Here is an 18,085-nt window from a genome sequence, read left to right as displayed (position 1 = left end):
TGGCTCTTTGAAACCCCGAGGCGCTTCAGCGAGGCGATCAATCTGCGCAACAACCCGATATCCGAAACCAGTGCGACCCATCTGGCCGATTACCGCAAATCGACGGGTGTCGGCATGGGCTACCTCGAGGACGATATTGCACGGCTCGATGAACATCAGGCGCGCTCGATCTGGCTCACCGAAACGGGCGGCACCCTGGGTGCCAGCCGTCTGCAGACATGGACGGCCATCAAGGACGATCCAATGGCCGAGGGCCTGTTTCACTTGCTGGCGGAACTGGGCAATACCGCCGACTCCGAATATGTGCGCGAGGACATGTCTCGTCGGGTCTGGACAGTCCTGGAAGCCACCCGGGCCGATGCCGAGCTGCGCGAGCAGATTTTTGATCTGGCCGCCAATCCGATCAATTGCACGGACAATGCAGCGTTGAACTTCAGCCACCTGGAGGTCGCCGTGCATGTGCACAAAGCATTGCGTGTCTCCGCCGGCCAAAAGCCTTCACCGGTGCATCTGATGAAGCTTGCTCGGGGGTTGTTCCGCCTCGAACAGATCGACCGGATTGCCGCAGAACACGCTCTGGAACACGCCTCCTCCGATCCGCTGGAAGTGGCGCTGGCCTATCGAACCGGTCTGGCACGGGCGTTCGACCTGCCGGGGCAGCCGTCACACATGCGTTACTCCGAGTTGGCCGGCGTATCGGGAGAGGATCTGGTCGCGGCTATCAATCAAATCCAGACCGCTGAGCTATCCCCTCAATGGCTGGAGTTTCTGGTTCGCCAATCCTTCTGGAACGACTACCTGAAAAACAGTTTTGCGTCCCAGTTCGATGCCACCCTTGCGCCGTATCACGAAGAAATCCAGGGGCTGTTCGAGCGAGCAGACGAACTCGATTCTGCCGATTACCTGAACGAAATGGACCATTGTGCCGACCGTATGAAGAAGGCCGAGTCCGCCTTGCTGCAACGGCTGACCGCACAGGTTGTCGGGGGGATCGAGAGGGGGGCCTGCGTCGTGCCCGCAGATTGATTGCGGTCAGTGGGCACGCTTCATTTACCCCGAATCAGCCGACGCAGGGCAAACCGGTTGGGATGGCACGCTTCGGCCACGCTGCGGGGCAGGGGCAGGGGTTCGTTGTCCAGCCAGGCTGCCAGCAACTCGCCCGACAATGGTGCGGTGATCAACCCGCGTGAACCGTGGCCGCTGTTGACGTACAGGCCGTCCAGCCACGGGCAGGCGATGTCCGGCACTTGCCGGGCATCCTTGCCCAGGACTGCGTAGGTTTGATCGAAGGCTACCCGGTCGGCGAGCGGGCCGACGATCGGCAGGTAGTCGGGGCTGGTGCAGCGGAATGCGGCACGTCCTTCAAGGTGTTCGGGATCCTGATCCTTGATGTGCAGGCGCAAGACCAGGTCCTCGGAGATTTCTTCGAGCATCGCCAGATTGCCCAGGTGCTCGGCGATGGTCGGGGTCAGGTCGTCGTTGTTGAAGTCGAAGCTGGCACCCAGGGTGTGTTCACCCAGGCGTGCGGGAGCCACATAACCCTCAGCGCAGACCACCGTTGCCAGTGTCTGGCTGTCTTCGGTCTGTGCCAGACGGGTGATCTGTCCGCGAATGCGTTTGAGCGGCAGTTCGGCGCTCTGTGCAAACCGTTTGATCTCGGCGGCGCCGGCCAGCACCACGACTGGCGCTGTTGCGATCATTCGGTCACCGTCGAAAGCTTGCCACTGGCTGTCGACCTTGCGCAGCTCGATAGCGTCCTGATGAGTCAGCAGCGTGATGCCCGGCTGCGCCGATTGCGCCTGACACAACGCTGGCGGATGCACCCAGCCACCTTCGGGATAATACAAACCGCCGTGGGCCAGACTGATCCCGGCACGGGCCTGCGCCTCGGGTTGATCGAGCCACTGCAGAAGATCTTCGGGAAACGCCGCCGCCAGTTGCGCCTGACGCTCGCGTTCCTTTTCATTGAACGCCAGTTGCAGCACGCCGCAGTCATCCCAGTCGGTGCCGCGCTGCAGGGTTTCCAGCAGGCGACGGGTGTAGCCGAAACCGCTGACGATCAACTGCGACAGTGCCGTGCCGTGGGCAGACAGTTTCAGATACAGCACGCCTTGGGGATTGCCCGAGGCTTCCTGTGCCACCCCTGCATGACGCTCCAGCAGACTGACCTGCCAACCCCGCGCCGCGAGGCTGGCGGCCGTGGCGCAACCGGCAAGACCGGCACCGATCACCAGGGCACGACGCTCTCCCGTGACAGGCGCCGGGCGGGCGAACCACGGTTTGTCCGCTGCGGGTAACGGCACATCCTCCGGCCAGCCGAGAAACTCGCCCCGCAGGATTTCCCATTTGTGACCGATGCCCGGCGTGCGCTTCATCTTGAACCCGGCGGCGTTGAGCAGACGTCGCACCCAGCCGGTGCTGGTGAACGTGCTGATGGTCGAACCGGGCGCCGCCAGACGCGCCAGCTCGGCAAACAGTTCGGCGGTCCACATCTCGGGGTTTTTCGCCGGGGCGAAACCGTCGAGAAACCACGCATCGATCTGGCCGTCCAGTTGCGGCAACTGCTCCAGCGCATCGCCGATCAACAGCGTCAGGGTCACGCGACCGTTACCCAGCACAATGCGCTGGAAGCCCTGATGGATTGCCACGTAATGCTTGAGCAGTTGATCGGACAGCGGCTTGAGATCCGGCCACAACGCCAGCGCCCGTTGCAGGTCCGCAGGGCTCAGCGGGTACTTTTCCACGCTGACGAAATGCAGCCGCGCACTGGCCACCGCATGCTGTTCGAACAACTGCCAGGCGCAGAGAAAATTCAGCCCGGTGCCGAAGCCGGTTTCACCGATCACCAGTCGCCCGCCCGCCGGCAACGCGGCGAAGCGTTCAGCCAGACGGTTCTGTTCAAGGAACACGTAGCGGGTTTCATCCAGCCCCGACTGGTCGGAAAAATACACATCGTCGAACACTCGCGAACGCGGGCGTCCCTGGTCATCCCAGTCGAGTTGGGCGTGGGGCATTACAGGTTTCATGGCAGGCTCGGCAACGGCAAGGCGGCCATTCTAGCCGATCACGCGGGCAGCGCTTGATCCATGGCAAGCCTTGCTACGGATGACTCAAGGACAATCCGCCCCCGGCGGGAATTTCTGTGCCGCGTCTGTGCCCAATCCGCTAGTCTTGCTGAATCCTGGAAGGAGCCGTCCCTATGTTCGAATCCGCTGAAATCGGTCACGCCATCGACAAAGAAACCTACGACGCCGCCGTACCCGCGCTGCGTGAAGCACTGCTGGAAGTCCAGTTCGAGTTGCAGCAGCAAAAGCGTTTCCCGGTGATCATTTTGATCAACGGCATCGAAGGCGCCGGCAAGGGCGAGACGGTGAAACTGCTCAACGAATGGATGGACCCGCGCCTGATCGAAGTGCGTACCTTCGACCAGCAGACCGATGAAGAACTGGCGCGACCACCGGCCTGGCGTTACTGGCGGATGTTGCCGGCCAAGGGGCGGATGGGGATTTTCTTTGGTAACTGGTACAGCCAGATGCTGCAGGGCCGGGTGCACGGTTTGTTCAAGGACCCGCGACTGGATCAGGCTATCGCCGGTGCCGAGCGGCTGGAGAAAATGCTGTGCGATGAAGGCGCGCTGATCTTCAAGTTCTGGTTCCACCTGTCCAAGAAACAGATGAAGGCGCGCCTCAAGGCGTTGGCCGACGACCCGCTGCACAGCTGGCGGATCAGCCCGCTGGACTGGCAGCAGTCGGAAACCTACGACAAGTTCGTCAAATACGGCGAGCGCGTGTTGCGCCGCACCAGCCGCGACTACGCACCCTGGCATGTCATCGAAGGGGTGGACGCGCATTACCGTAGCCTGACGGTCGGCAAGATTCTGCTCGAAGGCCTGCAAAATGCGCTGAAACGTCCGGATGTACATTCGAACGCTGTCAGTGCCCAGCCGCTGGGCACATCGGTGGATCAGTTGAATCTGCTCGACAGCCTGAACCTGAACCAGAACCTGGACAAGAAGGATTACGAAGAACAACTGATCACCGAGCAGGCGCGCCTGTCCGGGCTGATGCGTGACAAGCGCATGCGCCGTCATGCTCTGGTGGCGGTGTTCGAAGGCAACGATGCGGCGGGCAAGGGCGGGGCGATCCGGCGGGTTGCGGCTGCGCTCGATCCGCGTCAGTACAACATCGTGCCGATTGCCGCGCCGACCGAAGAGGAGCGGGCGCAACCGTATCTGTGGCGTTTCTGGCGGCACATTCCGGCCCGGGGCAAGTTCACCGTGTTCGACCGCTCCTGGTACGGCCGGGTGCTGGTGGAGCGGATCGAAGGCTTTTGCAGCACGGCCGACTGGATGCGTGCCTACGGTGAAATCAACGACTTCGAAGAGCAACTCGCCGACGCCGGAGTGATCGTGGTCAAGTTCTGGCTGGCCATCGACAAGGACACGCAAATGGAGCGTTTCCAGGCCCGCGAGGAAATCCCGTTCAAGCGCTTCAAAATCACCGAGGACGACTGGCGCAACCGTGACAAGTGGGACGCCTACCGTGCGGCGGTGGGGGACATGGTCGACCGCACCAGCACCGAAATCTCGCCGTGGACACTGGTTGAAGCCAATGACAAGCGCTGGGCCCGGGTCAAGGTGCTGCGCACGATCAATCGCGCGCTGGAAGAAGCCTTCGAGAAATCCGACAAGAAGGAAAAAAAGCACAAGGACTGACCGATGGGCACGCATACGCGAGGTGAATGATTGTCGCGGTTGGCGATGGGGTGGACTTATGCTCGGTCCACTCTCAACCGACTACAACAATGAGGTATGCCATGCGTGAAGTGGTGATCGTCGACAGCGTGCGGACCGGCCTGGCCAAGTCCTTTCGCGGCAAGTTCAACCAGACCCGCCCCGATGACATGGCGGCCCATTGCGTGAACGCGTTGCTGTCGCGCAACGACGTCGATCCGGCCAGCGTCGAGGACTGCATCGTCGGTGCCGGCTCCAACGAAGGCGCCCAGGGCTACAACATCGGCCGCAACGTGGCGGTGCTTTCGCAACTGGGCACTGGCACGGCGGGCATGACCCTCAACCGTTTCTGCTCTTCGGGCTTGCAGGCGATTGCGATTGCCGCGAACCAGATCGCTTCGGGTTGCAGCGACATCATCGTCGCCGGCGGTGTCGAGTCGATCAGCCTGACCCTGAAAAGCGTCAACACCGATCACCTGATCAACCCGTTGCTCAAGCAGCAGACCCCGGGCATCTACTACACCATGGGGCAGACCGCTGAAGTGGTGGCGCGTCGTTATGGCGTCAGTCGCGAGGCGCAGGATCGTTACTCGCTGCAAAGTCAGATCCGCACCGCTCAGGCGCAGGCAGCCGGTTTGTTCAATGATGAAATCGTACCGATGGCGGTGAAATACCGGGTCGAGGACAAGAACAGCGGAGAAGTGCAGATATTCGACGGCATCGTCGATCGCGACGACTGCAACCGCCCGGACACCACCTATGAAAGCCTTGCCGGACTGAAACCGGTGTTTGCCGAGGATGGTTCGGTGACTGCCGGCAACTCGTCGCAGTTGTCCGACGGCGCCTCGATGACGCTGGTGATGAGCCTGGATAAAGCCCTGCAACTGGGGCTCAAGCCAAAGGCGTTTTTCCGTGGTTTCACCGTCGCCGGTTGTGAGCCGGACGAGATGGGCATCGGCCCGGTGTTCTCGGTGCCGAAGCTGCTCAAGGCCAAAGGTTTGCAGGTCGCGGACATCGACCTGTGGGAATTGAACGAAGCGTTCGCCTCGCAGTGCCTGTACGCCCGTGATCGTCTGGAAATCGACAACGAAAAGTACAACGTCAACGGTGGCTCGATTTCCATCGGTCACCCGTTCGGCATGACCGGATCGCGGCAGGTCGGGCATCTGGTGCGCGAGTTGCAGCGACGCAATCTGCGCTACGGCATCGTGACCATGTGCGTGGGCGGCGGGATGGGCGCGACCGGGTTGTTTGAGGCCGTGCGCTAAATCCGGCTGTTGGAATCCTGCAATTGCATCCGCGCGATGTACGCGCGGATTTCCTGCTCGGCTTTCTCGGGGCTGTCGAACGGCCCTTCGAGGGTGTTCTCCCGGGTGCTGAAAAACAGTTCGCCATTGACCCGACACACCCGGTCGCTGCGAAAGTGCGTGGCGGGGGCGGTGTCCTGGGCGCGCATTCCGAACATGATCGATCTCCTTGAGCGCTGCGCTGAATGGGATCCAAAGAGCTTATGCCTGAACCACTTGCAGCGCCTCGCCAGCCGATCAACGGCAGCACGTCAATTTAATGCTGCGACCTGCACAGTTTCATTTGCGGCTTGAGCGCAACTGTCCCTGTGTCGCGCTTGCCGCTGCGCCTAGAATGAGCGCTCCTGTCATTGGCTTTCGGGGTTCTCATGCACGTTTCATCGGGTCGCTGGGTGTACGGCATGTTCCTGGCCTTGTTGACCGCGTTCTTGTGGGGAATCCTGCCGATCAAGCTCAAACAGGTGCTGCAGGTGATGGACCCGATCACGGTGACCTGGTTTCGCCTGACGGTGTCCGGCGGCTGCCTGTTCATTTATCTGGCGGCCACAAAGCGTTTGCCGAGTCGCAAGGTGCTCGGGCCGAAGGGCGGCTGGCTGGTGCTGATGGCGGTGCTCGGGCTGGTGGGCAACTACGTGTTGTACCTGATGGGCCTGAACCTGCTCAGCCCCGGCACCGCGCAACTGGTGGTGCAGATGGGGCCGATCATGTTGCTGATCGCCAGTCTGTTCGTGTTCAAGGAGCGCTTCAGCATTGGTCAGGGCATGGGGCTGGCGGTGCTGTTGATTGGCTTCGCGCTGTTTTTCAATCAGCGTCTGGCGGAATTGCTCACGTCTTTATCCGATTACACCGCCGGCGTGTTGCTGGTGCTGTTGGCCTCGACCGTCTGGACCTTCTATGCGCTGGGCCAGAAGCAACTGCTGACGGTGTGGAATTCGCTGCAGGTGATGATGGTGATCTACCTGTTCTGCGCCTTGTTGCTGACGCCGTGGGTCCATCCGCTGGAAGCGCTGGAGTTGAGCCCGTTGCAGGGCTGGCTGCTGCTGGCGTGCTGCATGAATACCCTGATCGCCTATGGCGCGTTTGCCGAGGCGCTGGCGCACTGGGAGGCCTCGCGGGTCAGCGCAACGTTGGCGATTACGCCGCTGGTGACCTTCGGAGCCGTGGCGATTGCCGCATGGATCTGGCCGGACTACGTGCATGCCGAGCAGATCAACGGTCTGGGTTATGGCGGGGCGGTGCTGGTGGTGCTGGGTTCGGCGCTGGTGGCACTGGGGCCTTCGCTGATTGCCGGGCTCAAGGCCCGACGGATGAAGATGGCCGCCAGTTAAGCCGCGCCAACCTCATTCGCGAGCAAGCTCGCTCCCACATTCAACCGCATTCCTGACTGGGAAATGCGGTCAACTGTGGGAGCGAGCTTGCTCGCGAAGACGGATTTCCAGGCGCTGCAAAATCTAGCCCTTGGCGCCGGCCTCGATCATGTTCTCCGGGCGCACCCAGGCATCGAACTCTTCATCGGTCAGATAACCCAGTTCCAGCGCCGCTTCGCGCAGGGTCTTGCCTTCGCTGTAGGCCTTCTTGGCGATTTCCGCCGACTTGTCGTAGCCGATGTGCGGGTTCAGTGCCGTCACCAGCATCAGACCGCGCTCCAGATGTTTCGCCATGACTTCGGCATCCGGCTCAAGCCCGGCGATGCAATGCTGCTGGAAGTTGCTGCAGCCATCGGCCAGCAGGCGGATCGATTGCAGCAGGTTGTGGATGATCACCGGTTTGAATACGTTCAACTGCAAGTGACCCTGACTGGCGGCGAAACCGATTGCCACGTCGTTGCCCAGCACCTGGCAGGCCAGCATCGACAGCGCTTCGCACTGGGTCGGGTTGACCTTGCCGGGCATGATCGAACTGCCCGGCTCGTTGGCCGGCAACTTCACTTCGGCAAAACCTGCGCGGGGGCCGGAGCCCAGCAGGCGCAGATCGTTGGCGATTTTCATCAGCGCCACGGCGAGGGTTTTCAGGGCGCCGGACAGGGTGGTCAGTGGTTCATGGCCAGCGAGGGCGGCGAACTTGTTCGGCGCGGTGACAAACGGCAGACCCGAAAGCGCGGCCAGTTCAGCCGCAATCGCTTCACCGAAACCGTGGGGCGAGTTGAGTCCGGTGCCGACGGCGGTGCCGCCCTGGGCCAGTTCGCACACCGCTGGCAATGCGGCGCGAATCGCCCGCTCGGCGTAATCCAGCTGCGCTATGAAACCGGAGAGTTCCTGGCCGAAGGTGATCGGTGTGGCGTCCATCATGTGGGTGCGACCGGTCTTCACCAGTTTCATGTGTCGTGCCGACAGCTCGGCCAGACCACCCGACAGTTCGGCAATGGCCGGCAGCAGTTGGGTCTGCACCGCTTGCGCGGTGGCGATGCTCATGGCGGTGGGGAAGCAGTCGTTGGAGCTCTGCGAGCGGTTGACGTGATCGTTCGGGTGCACCGGCGTCTTGCCGCCGCGCGGGTTGCCAGCCAATTCGTTGGCGCGGCCGGCAATCACTTCGTTGGCGTTCATGTTGCTCTGGGTGCCGCTGCCGGTCTGCCAGACCACCAGCGGGAACTGGTCGTCGTGCTGGCCGTCGAGCACTTCGTCGGCGGCCTGTTCGATCAGGCGGGCAATGTCGGCGGGCAGGTCGCCGTTGCGGTCGTTGACCCGGGCCGCGGCTTTCTTGATCAGGGCCAGGGCATGCAGGACCGGCAATGGCATGCGTTCCTGACCGATGGCGAAGTTGATCAGCGAGCGTTGCGTCTGAGCGCCCCAGTAAGCGTCGTCCGGGACCTCGATCTGGCCCAGGCTGTCGGTTTCGATACGGCTCATCGTGCACACTCCTGTTGGTCTGTTTGCGCAGTTTAGGCCGGTGTCGGCCCGGGTGGTTCCCTCCAGTCGATTGTTGACCGGCAAATTCCCGCCAATCAAGCGCGGCAAGGCCCGGGGGTTGAGCCGCAGCGTTATTCAGGCGCAGAATGGTCGCCCTTGGGGTTTTACCTCGCCTAGCTGAAAAGGAAACTCGATGACTCGTCTTCGTGCCATCTGCACCGCGGTTGCCCTGGTTTGCGCCAGCGGCCAGGTGCTTGCCGATACCGCCAGCCACAACGCCAGTGCCGAAGCTTTCCTGACCCTGGCGCACGCTGACAAGCTGGGCACTCCGGTGTACATGCAAGTGCAGCAGATGTTCGCCCAGCGTTTTGAACAGACCAAGGCTCCGGAATCCAAGAAAGCCGTACTGGATACCTACCAGGCCAAGGCCAACGCCGCCCTGGACCAGGCCATCGGCTGGAACAAGCTGAAGCCGGACATGGTCAAGCTCTACACCAGCAACTTCAGCGAACAGGAGCTCAAAGACCTGGTCGCGTTCTACCAGTCGCCACTGGGCAAGAAAGTCCTGGAAAAAATGCCGCAGCTGACCCAGCAATCGGCCCAGATGACCCAGGCCAAACTGGAACCTGCCGTTCCTGTGGTCAACAAGCTGCTGGACGACATGACCAACGAGCTGGCACCGAAAGGCGCGGCTCCGGCCAAGAAGAAGTAAGCGGAGTTCGTGATGACCATGCAACAACGCATCGAATCGACGCTGGCGCTGCTTCAGCCTGAGCATCTGCAGGTGCTGGACGAAAGCCACATGCACAGTCGCGGGTTGCAGACCCACTTCAAGGCCGTGGTGGTCAGTGCGCAGTTCGAAGGGCTGAACCGGGTCAAGCGCCACCAGAAAGTCTACGGCACGCTCGGCGAGCTGATGGGCGAGTTCCATGCGTTGGCGCTGCACACCTACACCCCGCAGGAATGGGCAGAGGTGGGCGCCGCTCCGGCGTCGCCGACCTGTGCCGGCGGCAGCAAGCATTGAGCCTTGCAGCAATGAACTGAGGTTTTTTGCTAGAATCCGCAACGCGCCGCTCACCCGGCGCGTTTTTTTTCGCATCCGGTTCACCCTTTACGAGGGTAGCCACCTGGAGAAACACCCATGACACAACCGATTGTCGTGGCGGCACTGTACAAGTTCGTCACCCTCGAAGATTACGTCAACCTGCGCGAGCCCCTGCTGCAAGCGATGGTCGACAACGGCATCAAAGGCACCCTGCTGATTGCCGAAGAAGGCATCAACGGCACGGTTTCCGGCAGCCGCGAAGGCATCGACGGCCTGCTGGCCTGGCTGCGCAACGATCCGCGCATGGTCGATATCGACCACAAGGAATCGTACTGCGACGAGCAGCCGTTCTACCGCACCAAGGTCAAGCTCAAGAAAGAAATCGTGACCCTGGGCGTCGAAGGCGTCGACCCGAACAAGAAGGTCGGCACCTACGTCGAGCCGCAGGACTGGAACGCGCTGATCAGCGATCCGGAAGTGCTGCTGATCGACACCCGCAATGATTACGAAGTGTCGATCGGCACCTTCGAAGGCGCCATCGATCCGAAAACCACCAGTTTTCGCGAATTCCCCGACTACATCAAAGAACACTTCGACCCGGCCGTGCACAAGAAGGTCGCGATGTTCTGCACCGGTGGCATCCGCTGCGAGAAGGCGTCGAGCTACATGCTGGGCGAAGGCTTCGAAGAGGTTTACCACCTCAAGGGCGGCATCCTGAAGTACCTCGAAGAGGTGCCGCAGGAAGAGACCAAATGGCAGGGCGACTGCTTCGTCTTCGACAACCGCGTGACCGTGCGCCATGACCTGAGCGAAGGCGACTACGATCAGTGTCATGCCTGCCGTACACCGGTCAGCGTCGAGGACCGCGCCTCCGAGCATTACGTGGCCGGCATCAGCTGCCCGCATTGCTGGAACACGCTGAGCGAGAAGACCCGCCGCAGCGCCATCGACCGCCAGAAGCAGATCGAACTGGCAAAAGCGCGCAACATGCCGCACCCGATCGGCTACAACTATAAGCAAGCATCCTCCGAGGCTTAATCATGTCTGCACGCCTGCTCTATGTGATGGATCCGATGTGTTCCTGGTGCTGGGGATTTGCCCCGGTCGCCAAGGCATTGGTGGAGCAGGCGCAGGCTGCCGGGGTGGAACTGCACCTGGTGGTCGGCGGATTGCGCACCGGCAGTGGCGCGGCGCTGGAGCCGACCACCCGACGCTACATTCTCGAACACTGGCAGGCGGTCACCGAGGCCACCGGCCAGCCGTTCAAGTTCGAAGGTGCGTTGCCGGACGGTTTTGTCTACGACACCGAGCCTGCCTGTCGCGCCATCGTCACGGCGCGCAGCCTGGCGCCGGATTGCGCTTGGAAACTGGTCGGATTGATCCAGCACGCGTTTTACGCTGAAGGTCGCGATGTCACTCAGGCCAGCGTTCTGGTGGAGCTGGCGGAGAAGGCCGGCGTCCCCCGCATCGAATTTGCTGCCCTGTTTGATCGTGCTGACCAGCACGAAGCCACATTGGCCGATTTCAACTGGGTTCAGGATCTTGGCATCGCCGGATTCCCGACCCTGCTCGCCGAGCGCAATGGCCAACTGGCGTTGCTGACCAACGGCTATCAGCCGCTCAGTGAACTGTCACCGTTGCTCGGTCGATGGCTGGAGCGCGCGGCCTGTGTCTGACCCGGCCGATGACACGCCAGCCGTCAAGCGTGTCGACCGGCTGAGCTGGGCTGAAGTCCGGCGACTGGCACTTCATCACAAGAAATCCCTGTGGATCGCCAACGGCGTGGCCGTACTGGCGACGCTGTGCAGTGTGCCGATCCCGTTGCTGCTGCCGTTGCTGGTGGACGAAGTCCTGCTCGGCCACGGCGATGCCGCGCTGAAAGCCATGAACCATGTGCTGCCCTCGATGTGGCAGCAAGCGGCGGGCTACATCGGCCTGATGCTGGTGGTGACGTTGACCCTGCGTTGCAGCGCCCTGTGTTTTGGCGTGCTGCAGGCCCGTCTTTTTGCGCGACTGGCCAAGGACATCGTTTATCGCATTCGTGTGCGCCTGATCGAAAGACTCAAGCGTATTTCCCTCGGCGAATACGAAAGCCTGGGCAGCGGCACGGTCACCACGCACTTGGTCACCGACCTCGACACCCTCGACAAGTTTGTCGGCGAAACCCTCAGCCGTTTTCTGGTGGCGATGCTGACCCTGGTCGGCACCGCCAGCATTCTGATGTGGATGCACTGGAAACTGGCGCTGCTGATCCTGCTGTTCAACCCGCTGGTGATCTACGCCACGGTGCAGTTGGGCAAACGGATCAAGCACCTGAAGAAACTGGAGAACGACAGCACCTCGCGCTTCACCCAGGCCTTGAGCGAAACCCTCGACTCGATACAGGAAGTGCGCGCCGGCAACCGTCAGGGCTACTTTCTCGGACGGCTGGGGCTGCGGGCCCAGGAAGTGCGCAACTATGCGGTCAACTCGCAGTGGAAAACCGATGCGTCCAACCGCGCCAGTGGCCTGCTGTTCCAGTTCGGCATCGACATTTTCCGTGCGGCGGCCATGTTGACGGTGTTGTTCTCAGACTTGTCGATTGGCCAGATGCTCGCGGTGTTCAGCTACCTGTGGTTCATGATCGGTCCGGTCGAACAACTGCTGAACCTGCAATACGCCTATTACGCTGCGGGCGGTGCGCTGTCGCGGATCAATGAACTGCTGGCCCGCGCCGACGAGCCGCAATACCCCGGCGGCGTCGATCCGTTCAAGGGCCGCGATACGGTCGGGATTCAGGTGCAGGGGCTGAGCTTCGGTTACGGCGACGAACTGGTGCTGGACCAGATGAACCTGTCCATCGCACCGGGCGAAAAAGTGGCGATTGTCGGCGCCAGCGGCGGTGGCAAAAGCACTCTGGTGCAATTGCTGCTGGGCCTGTACACGCCCTTGGCCGGTACCATCCGTTTCGGCGGCTCGACCCAGCAGGAAATCGGTCTGGAAACGGTTCGGGAAAACGTCGCGGTGGTGCTGCAGCATCCGGCACTGTTCAACGACACCGTGCGCGCCAACCTGACCATGGGTCGAACCCGTAGCGACGAAGCCTGTTGGCAGGCGCTTGAAATCGCCCAGCTCGAACCCGCCATCCGCGCCTTGCCGGACGGCCTGGACAGCATCGTCGGCCGCTCCGGCGTGCGCCTGTCCGGCGGCCAGCGGCAACGGCTGGCGATTGCGCGGATGATCCTCGCCGAGCCGAAAGTGGTGATCCTCGACGAAGCCACCTCGGCCCTCGACGCCGCCACCGAGTACAACCTGCACCAGGCCATGGCGCGGTTCCTCCATGGCCGCACCACGCTGATCATTGCCCACCGCCTGTCAGCGGTGAAGCAGGCGGACCGGGTGCTGGTGTTCGACGGCGGGCAGGTTGCCGAGGATGGCGACCATCAGCAACTGATTGCCGATGGCGGGTTGTACGCCAAGCTTTATGGGCATTTGCAGCGGATGTAGGTCAGCTCCAGTTCACATTCAGAGGAATATCTCCACCGGTATGCCCGAACGCTTTCATCACGACAGCACAGGACTCGCAGGGGCGCATGGTCGTAGCGATGTCGATGGACTTGATCGACTGCCTGTCGGGATAAACACCGCGAATGGTGGCGATCAGTTTGCTTTCGCTATCCAGAGACGTAGGTCGTGACGGAAGCGTCATTGGGGTTCTGGGAATGGCCAGCAAGCTGTCATCAGTGTCGAGAGCCAGAGAGGTGCTAGGCCGGGACGCCTGCCAGTCGGCGTTGATGTAGGTTGTCTCTCCATGCTGTACTCGACCCACGTTGGGGTGACTACTGAACAGTGGCAGCCTTCGGGTCACATCCAGCCCGCCTGAGACGCTGACATAGACTTCCCGTGTTCCGTCGATTTTTGTGATTTCTGCGTACGCGATATTTCGCAGGTTGCCGCTTTTGCGTAATGACTGAGGTAGCGATCTATGAAGTTTCTGCATTGCGCTGCTGATTCTTAAATCGCTGCTTGCTCCCTGAGTGAACCCCCTTTCTTTGAACAGGGTGTCGAAAATTTCTGCCGTCCTGTGTTTCGCCGCATCCGTTATATCACGGGTGCGTGACCAGACATTCGATCCTGCCGGCAGATTATTCACCGACATTCTCACTCTGTTGTCGAACATCAGTGCCTCTCCCGGACTGGTATCTACCTTTACGAATTTCATGTTGGCCGGCGGGGTATCGGTGATGCCAATAGGTATGGCGATTGTGTCCATGGTTTTCATTGCCTGCTGAACCTTGTCGATCCCATGCACGGCCACCATGTTGTTGGCGGTCAACGAGCCTTCAAAAACGCGTAACAGCTCCTCTCCCAGCCCCGTCGTTGTCTCACCTGACTTGAGCCGCTTCATGAAAAGGGTCTGATGGTGATCCAGTTTTTCCGCCCACGGCACCGTCGCGAGATAGTAATCGCCTCTGTTGGGGGAGGCGAAAATATGGTGGTGTTTTCCGTCGATACTGGGAACCACAATGGCTCCGACCCGGTGTAGTTCGTCGCTGCCTCTATAAGCTCCGTGTACTTCGATTCGCCCATAGATACCTTTGCCAAACTGCAGTGTGGCGTGAATCTCGTGCTTCGGGACGGGCTTGACCGCCGGAAAGCCGAGGTCGGTCAAGCGGCCTTCCCAGGCTTGCACCTTGTCGTCGATCACTTGATAAGGCACGCCATCTCGCAGAAAGAATGTACCGGTTTGACCCGTGCGAGACTCCGGAACGCATATTCTTTCACCGAACCATGGTGCGTAGCCCTTGGTTTCATCGAATGAACCCGGCGCCGGGGTGTCGGGGTGAGGTCCGCCGGTGATGTATTCATCGATGCACCCCCCGTCTCCCAGCACGCGTTTGATTCGGCAGACAGTGCGTTTGAACGTTGCACTGTCATCGATCAGGTCGATACGTTTAAGCGAATCGCCGTCCAGCCTGTAGGGCACATCGTCGATAAACAGAGTGGTACGTCCGTCGATCTCCGGAACCGCGCGCACCTGCGCATTCTCGGTAATTCTGACGGTCACCTGCTGGTCCGTGGCTTCCAGTGCCGAAAAAGCGGAGCGGCCCAGCGATATACGGTAAGTCTTGTCCATCAATGGCGGGCCGTAGGGCTTGTTGGCAATCGGATCGATCAGTCGATAGTCGCGCGCTGGTGTATTGCTGACTTTGCGAACCGGAACGTCGGCGATACGGCGGGTCATTGCCAATTCGTCGGTGGACGCCAGTAATCGATAGCGCCCAGGGTCGGAAACCACGGGCAGGCCTTTGATGAAGTCATAGGTGCCGGTTCTCCTTGCCAGTCTCGTGATGAGTTTGACCGCTGAAATCAGAGTCAGCCGTATCGTGGCAAACAGCCCCTGTACCAGTTTTTTGGCCAGCGTGGGCATGCCATCGAGAGGGTTGAAGTTCTGCAGAGATGAAACCACCAGTTTTTTTACCAGGTGGGAGAACTGCGGCAACACCTGCTTGTAGCCCGTGCTGACTGCGGTAGATGCAAGTTTTGCCGTGCCTGAAGCGAATTTCCCGATTGGGAGGACAAAGGCGAGCGAGTCGGTATACAGGCCGAATATGGTGCCGATTCTTTTGTTGGGGTTGTCCGAATCGAGATCGTCGAGATTGCCGAAGAAAGGTACAAATTTGACGAGTTTATCGAGAAGTGTGTGGCGCTTTTCTTCCAGACGTTCCAGGTCGGTCTGTTCTCGGGACTCGGCATATAGAGCGTCTTCGTCATAGTAGAAAAATGATTTCGCAATATCCGCAGCTATCTCGCCTGCCCGATTCGAGGAAATAGGAGGAGGGTATTCGGACGCAGGCTCAGGCCTATACGTGTTGCCCAACTGCTCGATGATGGCTGTGCAGGTGGCGCCTTCTTTGGGCATATGTCCTTTTTCATGAGCGCTCCAGTCGAAGGGTACTGACTGGCCGCGTCGGACCTGTACTCGCACTGTGCCGAGTACCCGCCACTTTTCGGTGGCGATCCGTCCATTGAGCATGTCGTTGGTGATATCGGTGCGTTTGCGAAGGAGTCCGGCGCGGGGCAGACATTCATACCAGGAGGTTTTACCGTTGTTGCTCAAGCGCAGAAGTAATCCCATACGCAGCCGCAAAGGCATGGTGAGCGAGGCGGTTTCCTGATCCGCTTCCAGACCCTTTGTCGCGTTTCTCAATGTGTAGATTTTCGTCTCGCCATATTCAATGGCTTGAAGATCATCGTGAGGCAGGCAGGAAAATAAATGCGTCAGCAGGGTTTTATAGGCGGCTTTGGTGGCGGTCAGCCAGGCCTGGTACTGGGTTTCGAACAGCTTGTTGACGTCCGGCAGCTTCCTGTCCCGGATGTCAGGCGGAATCCAGGAGGCGGTCGTGTGCATGGCACCGTCGGCGTCCAGACGGAAGGTGGCGGTGGTGGTCGTTTCACCATCGGTTTGGGTAATCAGCCAGTTTTCATTGGCGTGTTTTTTCCACATGTAGACATCGCGAAAGGACTCTCGCTTTTGTTTGAGGTCAGGCACTTGCCTGGACCCGCCGCCACTTGCGGGTCCGTGGTATCTGACCAGTTTTCGACCGTCAGTGGTAAATTCCTGATTTCCGAAAATTTTCCTTATTTCCTGATCGGCCATATCCGGCCTTTTTGGCGGATCGATACCCATCTGTAGAATGGCGTCTGTCAACTTGGTGGATTGTTGGTCCAGCGCCTCCACCGCGCGCTGTTGTGTTGCTTCGCTGTAAGAGGCGTGAATGTCCTCCTGCACAATGCCGTTGGCAATGGCCCAGTCCATTGTCGGGGGGATCCGGGACCAGGCGATCAGTTCCCGCTCCTGATCGGTGGCGGTTTCGAGCTCCCGGAGGGGAAAGTCCACCAGTTGCTGGAAAGTCATGTGGGGTACCCGATAAGGTTCGATGACTTCGGCAAGATTGAGTCCGTGGACGAAGTTCACCCACACCGGGGAGCTTTTGTAGGCCAGATCGTCAGGTACGTCGAATCGGTGAAAGTCGCCGGGAAACTCGAACCGGTACAGGGCGGCCAACAAGATTGCTTCGACAGGAGATGAAGCTCGCCCGCTTTCCTGAAGATGAGTTTCGAACTCGCCCCAGATGGCTTGATAACTTTTTCCATAATTGGACCGTTTGTGCCATTGATAACCGGCGATATCTCTTGTTGCGCCGGTGTCTTGTCGTTCCCACAAGCGTATGGCCCTGCTCAGCAACTTGAAGCGTACGAGCGGGGAGGTTTCTTCTCCGGGGTTGCGGCCATACCAGCCGAGTTTTTCCAATAGCGACTGCGCCAGTCGGTTGGCGTCGGTCGATTGCAATATTTTCTCCAGATACACCGTGGGTTTCGGTCGAACATCCACGACGTTCGTCTCTGAGGGGATGCTTTTTACAAGGTGACCGATCAGAGACGTTTCGGCCGCCGGAAGAAATTCGCGAACGGCGTCATTTATTTTCGATTCGGTGAGACTGGCAAGCAGAGTTTCGAAAGAAGCAGATTGAGGCCTGTCAATAAGTGCCTTGCGCTCTGGCTTGCTGGTAGCACAGGCCAGTTCGTCGATATCGATGCCACTTTCCAGTTGCAGGGCGTGCCGGGCCCGTTTTTCATCCAGGGTATCAAGTCTGGACTGGTGCATGGCCTCGTCGGTTCTATCCCAGGGCGCCAGGCCGTAATACGCCGCCAAATGGGCGAGGCTGAAGTAACCCGCTGACGTATCGGGCAAATCTGTGGCGGCGGGGGGCTTTTTCTTCTCATCCATGTACAGCGGCGAGAACGGGCGCGTTTTCATGAATCTATCGGTCAGTGCCGTCGGAGTTGCGGGGGAGTCTCGCAAATGCTCCAGCAACTGACTGTATTCCTCCTGCAAAGCCTTGTGGCGTGTCGCGCAGGAGGGCGTGTCACTCGACATTTCACTGACGGAAGTCAATGGCGTCTGCATGGTTGATTGTCCTTCTGAAATTAAGTGCGTCCTTGTGAATTCATTCCCGTTGGAAGGAGGAAACCTGTTTGCAGTAGAGCATTTCGAGTCCATTGCGCAGTGGTACATAGGTATTGCGGGGGATAAGTCGTGCAAGGTTTCAGACTTGCCTATAACCGCAAGCCCACCTAGGCTCGTTGTAGCGATTTCGTCCGGACGACGAGT

General features: G+C 60.1%; 13 protein-coding genes. 9 read left to right on the top strand and 4 right to left on the bottom strand.

Features of this window, described 5'->3' with window-relative positions:
* The first annotated feature begins 114 nt into the window (after positions 1 to 114).
* The gene (locus ACKLNA_RS19935) at positions 115 to 1,026 is read left to right on the top strand and encodes an NEL-type E3 ubiquitin ligase domain-containing protein (RefSeq protein ID WP_408986847.1); all 912 of its coding nucleotides are present in this window, start codon (positions 115 to 117) and stop codon (positions 1,024 to 1,026) included.
* 20 nt (positions 1,027 to 1,046) lie between these two features.
* On the opposite strand, the gene mnmC is transcribed toward ACKLNA_RS19935, so the two are convergent.
* On the bottom strand, positions 1,047 to 3,026 hold the full coding sequence (gene mnmC / locus ACKLNA_RS19930) for a bifunctional tRNA (5-methylaminomethyl-2-thiouridine)(34)-methyltransferase MnmD/FAD-dependent 5-carboxymethylaminomethyl-2-thiouridine(34) oxidoreductase MnmC (protein ID WP_408986846.1): 1,980 nt from the start codon (positions 3,024 to 3,026) through the stop codon (positions 1,047 to 1,049).
* 173 nt (positions 3,027 to 3,199) lie between these two features.
* Here mnmC and pap point away from each other — a divergent pair, with 173 nt between their 5' ends.
* Together pap and ACKLNA_RS19920 are read left to right on the top strand one after the other, a co-directional pair.
* Positions 3,200 to 4,714 carry a polyphosphate:AMP phosphotransferase gene (gene pap, locus ACKLNA_RS19925; RefSeq protein ID WP_085710838.1) on the top strand — a complete coding sequence of 505 codons (1,515 nt, stop codon included), beginning with the start codon at positions 3,200 to 3,202 and terminating at the stop codon, positions 4,712 to 4,714.
* Between the two features lie 101 nt (positions 4,715 to 4,815).
* Positions 4,816 to 6,000 carry a thiolase family protein gene (locus tag ACKLNA_RS19920; protein ID WP_408986845.1) on the top strand — a complete coding sequence of 395 codons (1,185 nt, stop codon included), beginning with the start codon at positions 4,816 to 4,818 and terminating at the stop codon, positions 5,998 to 6,000.
* On the opposite strand, the gene ACKLNA_RS19915 is transcribed toward ACKLNA_RS19920, so the two are convergent.
* Positions 5,997 to 6,197: a DUF6316 family protein gene (locus ACKLNA_RS19915; protein WP_408986844.1), complete on the bottom strand. Its 201-nt coding sequence runs from the start codon at positions 6,195 to 6,197 to the stop codon at positions 5,997 to 5,999. The two genes, ACKLNA_RS19920 and ACKLNA_RS19915, sit on opposite strands and share 4 nt — an antisense overlap.
* A gap of 210 nt (positions 6,198 to 6,407) precedes the next feature.
* Here ACKLNA_RS19915 and ACKLNA_RS19910 point away from each other — a divergent pair, with 210 nt between their 5' ends.
* The gene (locus tag ACKLNA_RS19910) at positions 6,408 to 7,367 is read left to right on the top strand and encodes a DMT family transporter (protein ID WP_408986843.1); all 960 of its coding nucleotides are present in this window, start codon (positions 6,408 to 6,410) and stop codon (positions 7,365 to 7,367) included.
* 123 nt (positions 7,368 to 7,490) lie between these two features.
* Here the strand turns inward: ACKLNA_RS19910 and ACKLNA_RS19905 are convergent, their stop codons facing one another.
* Positions 7,491 to 8,885, bottom strand: a complete 1,395-nt coding sequence (locus tag ACKLNA_RS19905; protein ID WP_085710834.1) for a class II fumarate hydratase — start codon at positions 8,883 to 8,885, stop codon at positions 7,491 to 7,493.
* Between the two features lie 193 nt (positions 8,886 to 9,078).
* On the opposite strand from ACKLNA_RS19905, the gene ACKLNA_RS19900 reads away from it, so the two are divergent.
* The 5 genes from ACKLNA_RS19900 to ACKLNA_RS19880 all read left to right on the top strand — a co-directional run bounded on the left by ACKLNA_RS19900 (position 9,079) and on the right by ACKLNA_RS19880 (position 13,416).
* The gene (locus tag ACKLNA_RS19900; RefSeq protein ID WP_085710833.1) at positions 9,079 to 9,597 is read left to right on the top strand and encodes a DUF2059 domain-containing protein; all 519 of its coding nucleotides are present in this window, start codon (positions 9,079 to 9,081) and stop codon (positions 9,595 to 9,597) included.
* Between the two features lie 12 nt (positions 9,598 to 9,609).
* Complete coding sequence (locus ACKLNA_RS19895) at positions 9,610 to 9,909, top strand: BolA family transcriptional regulator (RefSeq protein ID WP_065257175.1); 300 nt, start codon at positions 9,610 to 9,612, stop codon at positions 9,907 to 9,909.
* 117 nt (positions 9,910 to 10,026) lie between these two features.
* On the top strand, positions 10,027 to 10,968 hold the full coding sequence (locus ACKLNA_RS19890; protein ID WP_114884678.1) for a rhodanese-related sulfurtransferase: 942 nt from the start codon (positions 10,027 to 10,029) through the stop codon (positions 10,966 to 10,968).
* A gap of 35 nt (positions 10,969 to 11,003) precedes the next feature.
* Positions 11,004 to 11,606: a DsbA family protein gene (locus tag ACKLNA_RS19885; protein ID WP_248740260.1), complete on the top strand. Its 603-nt coding sequence runs from the start codon at positions 11,004 to 11,006 to the stop codon at positions 11,604 to 11,606.
* Complete coding sequence (locus ACKLNA_RS19880; protein ID WP_408986842.1) at positions 11,599 to 13,416, top strand: ABC transporter ATP-binding protein; 1,818 nt, start codon at positions 11,599 to 11,601, stop codon at positions 13,414 to 13,416. Before ACKLNA_RS19885 ends, ACKLNA_RS19880 begins: the two co-directional genes overlap by 8 nt.
* A 1-nt stretch (position 13,417) precedes the next feature.
* Here ACKLNA_RS19880 and ACKLNA_RS19875 read toward each other — a convergent pair whose 3' ends face one another.
* A complete protein-coding gene (locus ACKLNA_RS19875; RefSeq protein WP_408986841.1) occupies positions 13,418 to 17,881 on the bottom strand; it encodes a hypothetical protein in 4,464 nt (1,487 codons plus the stop codon).
* Positions 17,882 to 18,085 lie beyond the last annotated feature (204 nt).

This window comes from Pseudomonas sp. UV AK001 (assembly GCF_046097675.1).
GTDB classification, from domain to species: Bacteria; Pseudomonadota; Gammaproteobacteria; order Pseudomonadales; family Pseudomonadaceae; genus Aquipseudomonas; species Aquipseudomonas kribbensis.
Note: the sequence above shows the minus strand (reverse complement) of the source record. Positions and strands in the feature narration are given on the sequence as shown.